This is a genomic window from Actinomadura fibrosa, from assembly GCF_900659615.1.
GTDB classification, from domain to species: domain Bacteria; phylum Actinomycetota; class Actinomycetes; order Streptosporangiales; family Streptosporangiaceae; genus Spirillospora; species Spirillospora fibrosa.
Window position 1 is genome coordinate 64,631 of record NZ_CAACUY010000022.1, and the last position, 10,463, is coordinate 75,093.

General features: G+C 72.8%; 10 protein-coding genes. 3 read left to right on the forward strand and 7 right to left on the reverse strand.

The window, feature by feature from the left end:
- Positions 1 to 25 precede the first annotated feature (25 nt).
- From E1300_RS11380 to E1300_RS11390, 3 genes are all read right to left on the reverse strand, one after another.
- Positions 26 to 502, reverse strand: a complete 477-nt coding sequence (locus E1300_RS11380) for an ester cyclase (RefSeq protein ID WP_165502796.1) — start codon at positions 500 to 502, stop codon at positions 26 to 28.
- Between the two features lie 104 nt (positions 503 to 606).
- A complete protein-coding gene (locus E1300_RS11385; protein WP_242619078.1) occupies positions 607 to 1,275 on the reverse strand; it encodes an HAD family hydrolase in 669 nt (222 codons plus the stop codon).
- A gap of 8 nt (positions 1,276 to 1,283) precedes the next feature.
- Positions 1,284 to 1,898 carry a TetR/AcrR family transcriptional regulator gene (locus E1300_RS11390; RefSeq protein WP_131756910.1) on the reverse strand — a complete coding sequence of 205 codons (615 nt, stop codon included), beginning with the start codon at positions 1,896 to 1,898 and terminating at the stop codon, positions 1,284 to 1,286.
- 86 nt (positions 1,899 to 1,984) lie between these two features.
- Between E1300_RS11390 and E1300_RS11395 the strand changes: the two genes are divergently transcribed.
- Positions 1,985 to 2,779 (forward strand): SDR family NAD(P)-dependent oxidoreductase, encoded by a 795-nt coding sequence (locus E1300_RS11395; protein WP_131756912.1) that lies wholly within the window; start codon positions 1,985 to 1,987, stop codon positions 2,777 to 2,779.
- Between the two features lie 114 nt (positions 2,780 to 2,893).
- Here E1300_RS11395 and E1300_RS53390 read toward each other — a convergent pair whose 3' ends face one another.
- Positions 2,894 to 4,729 carry a glycosyl hydrolase family 18 protein gene (locus tag E1300_RS53390; protein WP_131756914.1) on the reverse strand — a complete coding sequence of 612 codons (1,836 nt, stop codon included), beginning with the start codon at positions 4,727 to 4,729 and terminating at the stop codon, positions 2,894 to 2,896.
- Between the two features lie 187 nt (positions 4,730 to 4,916).
- The gene (locus E1300_RS11405; protein ID WP_131756916.1) at positions 4,917 to 5,396 is read right to left on the reverse strand and encodes a MarR family winged helix-turn-helix transcriptional regulator; all 480 of its coding nucleotides are present in this window, start codon (positions 5,394 to 5,396) and stop codon (positions 4,917 to 4,919) included.
- A 61-nt stretch (positions 5,397 to 5,457) separates the two neighbouring features.
- On the opposite strand from E1300_RS11405, the gene E1300_RS11410 reads away from it, so the two are divergent.
- Positions 5,458 to 5,871, forward strand: a complete 414-nt coding sequence (locus E1300_RS11410; RefSeq protein ID WP_131756918.1) for a cupin domain-containing protein — start codon at positions 5,458 to 5,460, stop codon at positions 5,869 to 5,871.
- On the opposite strand, the gene E1300_RS11415 is transcribed toward E1300_RS11410, so the two are convergent.
- Positions 5,868 to 6,512 carry a LuxR C-terminal-related transcriptional regulator gene (locus E1300_RS11415; protein ID WP_131756920.1) on the reverse strand — a complete coding sequence of 215 codons (645 nt, stop codon included), beginning with the start codon at positions 6,510 to 6,512 and terminating at the stop codon, positions 5,868 to 5,870. The two genes, E1300_RS11410 and E1300_RS11415, sit on opposite strands and share 4 nt — an antisense overlap.
- Positions 6,464 to 7,762, reverse strand: a complete 1,299-nt coding sequence (locus E1300_RS11420) for a sensor histidine kinase (RefSeq protein WP_242619079.1) — start codon at positions 7,760 to 7,762, stop codon at positions 6,464 to 6,466. The genes E1300_RS11415 and E1300_RS11420 overlap by 49 nt, the downstream gene beginning before the upstream one ends.
- A gap of 259 nt (positions 7,763 to 8,021) precedes the next feature.
- Here E1300_RS11420 and E1300_RS11425 point away from each other — a divergent pair.
- Positions 8,022 to 10,463 (forward strand): Tex family protein (locus E1300_RS11425; protein ID WP_131756922.1); only part of this gene is annotated, 2,442 nt, incomplete at its 3' end.

The following is a 10,463-nucleotide window of genomic DNA, read 5'->3' on the forward strand; positions in this document are numbered from 1 at the left end:
CGCCCCTCACGCCGAGGCGGCCCGGTCAGTTCCGGTGCGCGGCGAGTTCGGCTTGGACGGCACGGCGTTGCGGCTCAGTGGGCAAGTCCGGCGTTTGGTCCAGCATCTGGAGCCGCACGTAGTTCCAGTCGGTCGCATACAGACGCCAGTTGAAGCGGCCATCGGGACCGGTCCTGAGAAGGTCGACGTAATCCCAGGCCACTCTCCTGCCGCTGGCCTCGACGCCCAGGAAGGCGCCCACGTGGGTGGCCTGCGCGCGGCCGTGCACCGTCAGAGCCCCGTCGGCCTCGACGGAGTCCACGAGGGAGTCACCGAAATCGGCGAACGCCGTGCCGTAACCGGCCGCGAGGTTGGCCGTCGCGCAGTCGAGACCGAGCGTCCAGCCCGTGAGCCCGAGGCAGTTCTCCACCAGGTCCTCGTCCATCACCTCGCTGAGCCGGTCGATGTCGCCCGCGTCGATGAACCCGCGCAAGCGCCGGTAGGTCTCCAGTACCTGTCCCATCATTGCTCCTAATCATCAAGCGATTACGTCGTTCCGTGCTCAGTCTATTACGAAGCGTGACGATCGGTAAGTGTCGTTCGCGCTGGGCCGCGTTCGAGGAGCGCTCAGGCCAGGAGGGCGGGGAGGGCGTCGAGTGAGGTGATGCGCGCGACGTCGAGGCCGTCCTCGGCGGGACGGCCGGAGCGGTCGAGCCAGACGCCGGTCAGTCCCGCGGCGGCCGCGGCGCGCGCGTCGGTCGCGAGGCGGTCGCCGACGTAGGCGACCGCACCCGGCTCCAGGCCGAGGCCCGCGCATGCGACGTGGAAGATTTCGGCGGCGGGCTTCGCGCAGCCCGCCTCGCTGGACGCGAGGACGTACGGCAGCCGCCCGGCGAGGCCGATCGCCGCGATCTTCGCGTTCTGCTGCCGGGCCTCCCCGTTGGTGACCACGCCGAGCGGTATGCCGCGCGCGGCCAGCGCGTCGAGCGCCGGGGCGGCGTCGGGGAAGGGCCGCCACGCGGCGGTGTAGCCGTCGAGGTAGCGGGCGAACCACGCGTCGGCGCGGGCGTCGTCCCAGGTGCCGAGGCCGAGGTCCCGGGCGAGCGCGACGGCGCGGGCGCGCCGCTGCTCGGCCAGGCCCAGCCCGCCCGCCACGTACCGGTCGATCGCCGCCTCGGAGATCGCCTGCCAGCGCCGGACGAGGTCCCCCGGGTCCGCGTCGGGGAACGCGCGGACGATCGCCTCGGCGGACGCGCCGTCGTGGTCGAGCAGCGTGCCGTCCAGGTCGAACAGCACGGCGGCGATCATCGCGGTGCGGCCGGGGCGGTGGCCCGGGACGCGGCGAGCACGCGCGCGGCCTCGATGACGGCGGCGCGGCGGCGGGCGAGCGCCGCGGCGTCGTCCGGCTCGTCCAGGATGAGGCGGCAGAGCTGCGGGACGGCGAAGTTCCAGGCCACGAGGCCGAGGATCGTCATCATCCAGTCCTGCGCGGCGCGCGTCCGGGCCGGCTCGGGCAGGTCGGCGGCGACTCCGGCGGACGTGAGCTCGCGGACGTTCCCGCGGTACATCACGCGGCGCTCGTCCTCGCCCTCGACGGGCCCGCGCGTCTCCAGCGCCTCCCAGAGCAGCAGGCGGATCAGGTCGGGGTTGTCCTGGTACCAGTCGAACAGGTGCCCCACCGACCCGGCGATGTCGTCGGGGTCCAGGTCGTTGCTGTGGCAGATCTCGTCGACCTTGGCGCGGACGACGGCGCCGAACAGCTTCTCCTTGCCGCCGAAGTACAGGTAGATCGCCTGCTTGTTGGCCCTGGCCGCGGTGGCGATGCGGTCGATCCGGGCGCCCGCGAGGCCGTGCGCGGCGAACTCGGCGGCGGCGGCCTGGAAGATCCGCCGCCGGGTGGCCTCCGCGTCGTAGCTCATGCACCGATTAAACCATCCGGTTGACTTTCCGCTCCGCCGCCGCCACTCTAAAACAACCAGATGGTTTATTCCTTCGGAGGGGTACCATGACCACCACCACCGCGCCGATCCCCGTGCGCTCACCGCTGCCGGACGGGCTCGCCGGCGGCACCGTCCTGATCTTCGGCGGCAGCTCGGGCATCGGCCTGGCCGCCGGAGCGCTGCTGGGCTCGATCGGCGCCCGCACCGTCCTCGTGGGCCGGGACAAGGGCCGCCTGGACGCCGCCGTGGAACGCGTCCGCGACGCCGGAGACGGCGACGTGCTCGGCATCGCGGCCGACATCCGGGACGAGCGGGCCGTCACGGAGGTCTTCGAGCGGACGGGCGCCGTCGACCACGTCCTGCACACGGCGGGCGGCCTGACCGGCGCGGGGCCGGTCGCCGAGATGACGCGTGACACCGCGGGCGAGGCGTTCGACGAGCGGCTGTGGAGCGCGCTGGCGATCGCGCGGGCGGCCGTCCCGCGGCTCGGGCCGGGCGGCTCGGTGACGTTCAGCTCGGGCGTCCTCGTCACCCGCCCGCGGCCGGGTATGTCCGCGCCCCTCGCGGCGGTCGGCGGGGTCGAGGCGCTGGCCCGCGCGCTGGCGGTGGAGCTGGCGCCGCGCCGGCTGCGGGTCAACGCGGTCCGGTTCGGCCAGTTCGACACGCCGCTGTCGCGCGGCGCGATGGGCGCGGACGCGGGGGAGGCGGGGGATCGGGCCGTCGCCGCGGCGGGGTCCGGGACGCCGCTCGGGCGCTGGGGGACCGCCGACGAGGCCGCCTCGGCCGCCCTGTTCCTGATGGCCAACCCCTACATGACCGGTGAGGTCCTCACCGTGGACGGCGGCTTCTCGCTCGTCTAGGCCGAAGATCGTCCAGCCCGAAAAGGGGCGGGCCCCTGACCGGCGTCCGGTGGGTCAGGGGCCCGAAGTCTCGGCAGGCCGGGAGGGCTGGGAGGCGCCCTCGCCGTTGGCGGCTCAGCCGAGACCGCTCTTGATCGCGGTGATCAGCTCACCGCCCGCCGTGTCGCCGCTGAGCTCCCAGAAGAAGGCGCCGCCGAGGCCCTGGGCCTTGGCGAAGGACATCTTCCCGCCGATCGTGGACGGCGTGTCGTAGCTCCACCACTCGCTGCCGCACTTGGCGTAGGCGGTTCCGGCGACGGTGCCGGTGGCGGGGCACTTGCCCTTCAGGACCTTGTAGTCCTCGATGCCCGCCTCGTAGGTGCCCGGCGCGGCGCCGGTCGCGGTGCCGCCCGGCGCGGACTGGGTGACGCCCGTCCAGCCGCGCCCGTAGAAGCCGATGCCGAGCAGCAGCTTGCTCGCGGGCACGCCCTTGGCGCGCAGCTTCGCGATCATGTCGGTGCTGTTGAAGCCCTCGTGCGGGATGCCCTGGTAGGACGTCAGCGGCGAGTGCGGCGCCGTCGGGCCCTGCGCGTCCCACGCCCCGAAGTAGTCGTAGGTCATCGGGTTGTACCAGTCGACGTACTGCGCGGCGCCGCCGTAGTCGGCCGCGTCGAGCTTGCCGCCGGAGCTCGCGTCGGCCGCGATCGCCGCCGTGACGAGGTTGCCGGAGCCGAACCGGGCGCGGACGGCCGACAGCAGGTTCTTGAACGCGGCGGGCCCGCTCGTGTCGCAGGTGAGGCCGCAGGCGTTCGGGTACTCCCAGTCGAGGTCGATGCCGTCGAACACGTCCGCCCAGCGCGGGTCCTCGACGAGCTTGTAGCAGGAGTCGGCGAACGCGGCGGGGTTCGCGGCGGCCTGGGTGAAGCCGCCCGACCAGGTCCAGCCGCCGAACGACCACAGCACCTTGAGGTTCGGGTACTTCTTCTTCAGCTTGCGGAGCTGGTTGAAGCTGCCGCGCAGCGCGCCGGTGTCCCAGGTGTCGGCGACGCCGTCCACGCTCTCGGCGGCGCTGTAGGCGCGGTCGTAGTCGGCGTAGCTGTCGCCGATCGTGCACTGCCCGTTCTGGACGTTGCCGAAGGCGTAGTTGATGTGGGTGAGCTTGGCGGCCGAGCCGCTCGTGTCGATGTTCTTGACGTGGTAACCGCGCTGGTAGATTCCCCACTCGGCGAAGTACCCGATGACCTTCGAGCCGCCCGGGCCGGGGTTCGAGCCGCCGTCGTCGGTGGTGACCGACACCGCCGCCGACGCCGGGGACGTGTTGCCCGCCGCGTCGCGCGCCTTCACCGTGAACGTGTAGGCGGTCTTGGCGGACAGGCCCGAGACGGTGGCGGTCGTCCCGGTCACCGTGTCGGCCTTCGTCCCGCCGTTGTAGACGTCGTAGCCGGTGACGCCGACGTTGTCGCTCGACGCGTCCCACGCCAGGGTGACGCTCGTGGCGGTCTTCCCGGTCGAGCGCAGGTTGCCGGGCGCGGTCGGGGCCGCGGTGTCGTCCGTGGGCGTGCCGCTGCCGTCGCAGGCGGCGCCGTTGACCTTGCAGCCGGTGAACCAGCCGGGTCCGGTGCCGCCGAACCCGAAGCTGACCGTGGCGCCCGCCGCGAGCGCACCGTTCCAGCCCGCGTTGGTGAACGTGTAGTGGTTGCCGGACACGGTCTTGGTCGCGTCCCACACCGAGCCGACGGACGTGCCGGAGGGCAGGTCGCCCTCGACCTTCCATCCGCTGATCCCGGCGCTCGTCCCGTTCGTGATCGTGCACTTGCCCTCGAAGCCCGTGCCCCAGTCGGAGGTCTTGGAGCAGGACGCGGTGACCGCCCCCGCCGACGACGCCGGCGGCGCCGAGAGCAGGGTCGAGGCCACCGCGAGGGTCGCCGCGCCGGCGAGCGCGATCGCCCGCCGTCCGCCCGGTCTGGACATGGCTCTCCGTTCAGTCCGCCCCCGAACCAACAGATACCGGATCTCTTAGGAAAGTTTCCTAAGAAATTGCGCTGATGGTAACCGGGGCGAAGAGGCCGTTCAAGGCCCTCGGAAACACCCGGAACGGCCCTCCCGGGTGGTCTAAGTGACTGCCTGGGGACGTACGGTCGCGGTCCGCGGAAAGAATTCAGCCCGTTCCGAACCAGCCGGGGACGTCCAGCCGCCACAGGTCCGCCGGGGTGACCGCGCGGAGATCGTTCTCCAGCGCCCGCAGCCGGTCCGCGCCGAGCCGCTCCGCCCAGCCGTCCCGGATCCGCTCGAAGATCTCCGCGGACCGGACGAGCGAGTCCGTCCCGCGCGCCGTCAGCCGGACGATCTTCCGCCGCGCGTCGGCGGGATCGGCCGCCCGCTCGACGTAGCCGGCCCGCTCCAGCGACTCGACCATCTTGCCCGCGGCCTGCTTGGACACGCCGAGCCGCCGGGCCAGCTCCACGGCCGTGGTGCCCTGCGGCCCGATGGCCTGGAAGACGAAGCCGTGCATGGGCCGCAGGTCCGGGTGGCCCTGCTCGGCCAGCCCGGCGTGCAGCTCGTCGATGATCACGCGGAACGCCAGCAGCAGCCGCAGCGGCAGCTCGAAGCCCGGCGGATCGCCGGGGTCACTTGACATGAAAGACAACCTCGTTGACTATATCGACAACCATGTTGCCTAATCTAGGGGATCGGAACCCATGACGCTCGTCCGCGACACCGACAGCCGCCGAACCGAGACGCCCAACGGCGTCATGACCACGCTCGCCACCCCCACCCAGGGCGGCACGGACGGCGTCGCCGTCTGGCGGGTCGACTGGACCCCGGGCAGGACCGGCCCCCGGCACGCCTTCGACACCGAGCAGGTGTGGACGCTCCTGGAGGGCTCCGCGACCATCGACCTGGACGGCCGCACGCTGGAGGCCGGCCCCGGCGACACCGTCGTCCTGCCCGCCGACGCCCCACGCCAGATGACCAGCGCCGGGGGCTTCACCGCCGTGGTCGCGGCCCACGCCGGCTGCCTCGCCTACGACCCCGACGCCGTGGTCGACCCGGACAAGTGCGACCTCGCCCCCCAGGGCACCGAACGAATCACCCCGCCCTGGGCCCGCTAGCCCCCGAGGTACTTCAAAACCGCGAGGACGCGGCGGTTGTCGTCTTCGGACTGGGGGAGGCCGAGCTTGCCGAAGATGTTGTTGGTGTGCTTGCTGATCGCCTTCTCGGTGACGAAGAGGGCCGCGGCGATCGCGGCGTTCGAGCGGCCCTCGGCCATCAGCCCGAGCACCTCGCGCTCGCGGGGGGTCAGCGCCTGGAGCGGCTCCTCGCGGGCGTGCCGGGTGAGGAGCTGGGACACCACGTCCGGGTCGAGGGCCGTGCCGCCGCCCGCGACCCGGCGCACCGCGTCCACGAACTGCGCCACGTCCGACACCCGGTCCTTCAGCAGGTAGCCGATGCCGCCGGAGCTGTCGGAGAGCAGCTCGCGCGCGTAGAGCTGCTCGACGTGCTGCGACAGCACGAGGATCGGCAGGCCGGGGACCTTCTCGCGGGCCTGGAGCGCGGCCCGCAGGCCCTCGTCGGTGAACGTCGGCGGGAGCCGCACGTCCACCACGGCGACGTCGGGGCGGTGCGTGGTGAGCGCCCGCAGCAGCGACGGGCCGTTGTCCACCGCTTCGACGACCTCGAAGCCGAACGCGCCGAGCAGGCGGATCAGGCCGTCCCGGAGGAGGGCAAGGTCTTCGGCGATGACAACGCGCACGGCAGCTCCATGGTCACGACGGTCGGTCCGCCCGGGGGGCTCGTCACGGCCATCGTCCCATCGAACGCCCCCAGCCTGCGCTCGATCCCGAGCATGCCGCTGCCCTTGGCCGGATCGGCGCCGCCCGTCCCGTCGTCACCGATGATCATCAGCAGCCGGTCGCCGGTGTGCTCGATCTGGACCCAGGCGCGCTGCGCGCCGGAGTGCTTGACGACGTTCGCGAGGATCTCCGCCACGGCGAAGTACGCGGCGGACTCCACCGGCGCGTCGGCCCGCCCGGGGACGTCGATCCGGACGTCGACCGGCAGCGGCAGGGACAGCGCCAGGGCGCGCACGGCGCCGTCCAGGCCCCGCTCGGCGAGGACGGGCGGGTGGATGCCGCGGACCAGGTCGCGCAGCTCGGTCAGCGCCGTCCCGCTGGCGCTGCGGGCTTCGGCGAGGAGCTGCCGCGCCGTCTCCGGGTCGTGCTTCATCATCTCCTCGGCCAGCCCGATGTTCATGCTCAGCGCGACCAGCCGCGCCTGCGCGCCGTCGTGCAGGTCGCGCTCGATCCGGCGCAGCTCGGCGGCCGACGCGTCCACCGTGTCCGAGCGGGTCTCGGTGAGCCGCACCACCCGGGCGGCCAGCGCGTTGCGCGTCGGCGCCAGCAGCGACTGGCCGAACAGCGCGTGCGCCTTCACCACCGCGGAGCCGAGCGGAACGGACGCCACCGTGAGCGCCGCGCCGAGCACGACCGTGCCCACGATCCCGACCACGCCGTAGTCGCCCAGCGGCCAGAACGGGCCCCAGCCGTAGGCGGTGACCTGCGCCACCCACGGCGCCACGAACACGCCCTCCAGCCCGTACACGGTGAGGCTGCACGCCAGGATCCCGAGGAACGCCCCGACCGGGATGTTCAGGAACGTCCACAGCAGGTCCCGCCACGTCGCCGGATCGGTGAGCAGCCAGCGGAGCCGGGCGAACGGGCCGCCCTCGGCCGGTTCCGGCCGGTACGGGACAGGGATCGGCACGCCCGACCACTCCGCGGCCCACTCGCGCTGCTGGTTCGCCACGCCGCGGATCGCGAGGAGCACCGCCGGGGCGAGCACCACGCCCACCCCGAGCGGGATGAACACGATCGCCAGCACGGCCAGGATGAACAGCGGCAGGTTCGCCGCGAACGCCAGGACCGTCTGGATCAGTCCCCGGACGACGGTCACGAAGGCGCGTCGCGCCTGCGCCCCGAAACGATCGGCGAAGCGCTCGCTCACGATGTCCTCCACAGCTCTGAACCGCCCGGCACTGCCTGGGAGCGCGCGTCCGGATCGAACCGCCCGGCGCTGCGCCCGCGTTCTCCATTCTGGGACGTCCGGCCCGAGCCCACGGTAGGCCTAGGCCCCCCTATTTCCAGGACGATGGTGGAGCTGGCCCCACCCCCCGGACCCGGCGTCCCCGGGAGTGACAAGACAAGCGGCCCGGTTACCTGGACAATGCTCAGGCGATATCCAGGGGAGAAAGCGAATCCACGTTGTGACAGCGACCATCAGCCAGACCGCGACCGACCAGCACGACGGCACGCCGCCGATCACCCGGCGCATCGCCGAGGAGATCGGCGTCCGCGAGGGACAGGTGCGCGTCGCGGTCGACCTGCTCGACGGCGGGGCGACCGTCCCGTTCATCGCCCGCTACCGCAAGGAGGCGACCGGCGCCCTCGACGACGCGCAGCTGCGCGCGCTGGAGGAGCGGCTCCGCTACCTGCGCGAGCTGGACGAGCGCCGCGCCGCGATCCTGGAGTCGATCGAGTCGCAGGGCAAGCTCACCGGCGAGCTGCGCGCCCGGATCGTCGCGGCCGACTCCAAGGCGCGGCTGGAGGACATCTACCTCCCGTACAAGCCCAAGCGGCGCACCAAGGCGCAGATCGCCCGCGAGGCCGGTCTCGAACCGCTCGCCGACCTGCTGCTGGACGACCCGTCCCACGACCCGCGGGCCGCCGCCGCGGGCTACGTGGACGCGGAGAAGGGCGTCGCCGACGCGGCCGCGGCCCTCGACGGAGCGCGGGCCATCCTGGTCGAGCGCTTCGCCGAGGACGCCGACCTGATCGGCTCCCTCCGCGAGCGGATGTGGACCCAGGGGCGGATGGTGTCGCGGGTCCGCGAGGGCAAGGAGGAGACGGGCGCGAAGTTCTCCGACTACTTCGCGTTCTCCGAGCCGTTCACGCGCCTGCCCTCGCACCGGATCCTCGCGCTGTTCCGCGGCGAGAAGGAAGAGGTCCTCGACCTCGACCTGGAGCCGGAGGAGGCGGGCGACGACCCGGCCGCGCGGAGCCCATACGAGGCCGAGATCGCGCGCCGGTTCCAGATCGCCGACCAGGGCCGCCCGGCCGACGGGTGGTTGGCCGACGCGGTGCGCTGGGCCTGGCGCACCCGCATCCTCGTCCACCTCGGCATCGACCTGCGGACCCGGCTCCGCCAGGAGGCCGAGGACGAGGCCGTCCGCGTGTTCGCGGCGAACCTGCGCGACCTGCTGCTCGCCGCGCCGGCGGGCACCCGCACGACGATGGGCCTCGACCCGGGGCTGCGCACCGGCGTCAAGGTCGCCGTCGTGGACGCCACCGGCAAGGTCGTCGCCACCGACACGATCTACCCGCACGAGCCCCGCCGGAAGTGGGACGAGTCGATCGAGACGCTCGCGCGGCTGGCTCGCGAGCACAAGGTGGACCTCGTCTCGATCGGCAACGGCACGGCGTCCCGCGAGACCGACAAGCTCGCCGCCGACCTGATCGCCCGGCACCCCGACCTCGGCCTCACCAAGATCATGGTGTCGGAGGCCGGCGCGTCGGTGTACTCCGCGTCCGAGTACGCGGGCCGCGAGCTGCCCGGCATGGACGTGTCGCTGCGCGGCGCCGTCTCCATCGCCCGCCGCCTCCAGGACCCGCTGGCCGAGCTCGTCAAGATCGACCCGAAGTCCATCGGCGTCGGCCAGTACCAGCACGACGTCTCCGAGGTTAAGCTGTCGCGCTCGCTCGACGCCGTCGTCGAGGACTGCGTCAACGCGGTCGGCGTGGACGTCAACACCGCGTCCGCGCCGCTGCTGACCCGCGTCTCGGGCATCGGCGAGGGCCTCGCGGAGAACATCGTCGCGCACCGCGACGCCAACGGCCCGTTCCGCAGCCGCGCGGGCCTGAAGGAGGTGCCGCGGCTCGGCCCGAAGGCGTTCGAGCAGTGCGCGGGCTTCCTGCGCATCCCCGGCGGCGACGACCCGCTGGACGCCTCCAGCGTCCACCCGGAGTCCTACCCGGTGGTGCACCGCATCCTGAAGGCCGCGGGCAACGACATCAAGGGGCTGATCGGCAACACCGCGGTGCTGCGCTCGCTGAAGCCGTCCGACTTCGTGGACGACGTCTTCGGCCTGCCGACCGTGACCGACATCCTCACCGAGCTGGAGAAGCCGGGCCGCGACCCGCGCCCGGCGTTCAAGACGGCCACCTTCAAGGAGGGCGTCGACAAGCTCTCCGACCTCGAACCGGGGATGCTGCTGGAGGGCGTCGTCACGAACGTGGCCGCGTTCGGCGCGTTCGTCGACGTCGGCGTCCACCAGGACGGCCTCGTCCACATCTCCGCGATGTCCGACAAGTTCGTCTCCGACCCGCGCGAGGTCGTCAAGCCGGGCGACATCGTCCGCGTGAAGGTGCTCGACGTCGACCTCCAGCGCAAGCGGATCTCGCTCACGCTGCGGCTGGACGACGAGCCCGGCCGCGACCAGCAGGGCGGCGGCCGGGGCGGCGAGTCCCGCGGCCAGCGCCGTCCCGCCCGCTCCGCCCAACCGGGCGGACGCGACGGCCAGGGCGGCGGCCAGGGCGGCGGACGCGGTGCCCAGGGCGGTAACCGCGGAGCCCAAGGCGGCGGACGGAACGCCCAGGGCGGCGAGGCTACGGCTCACATGGTCACGCCGCCGCGCTACCGTAGGATCAAG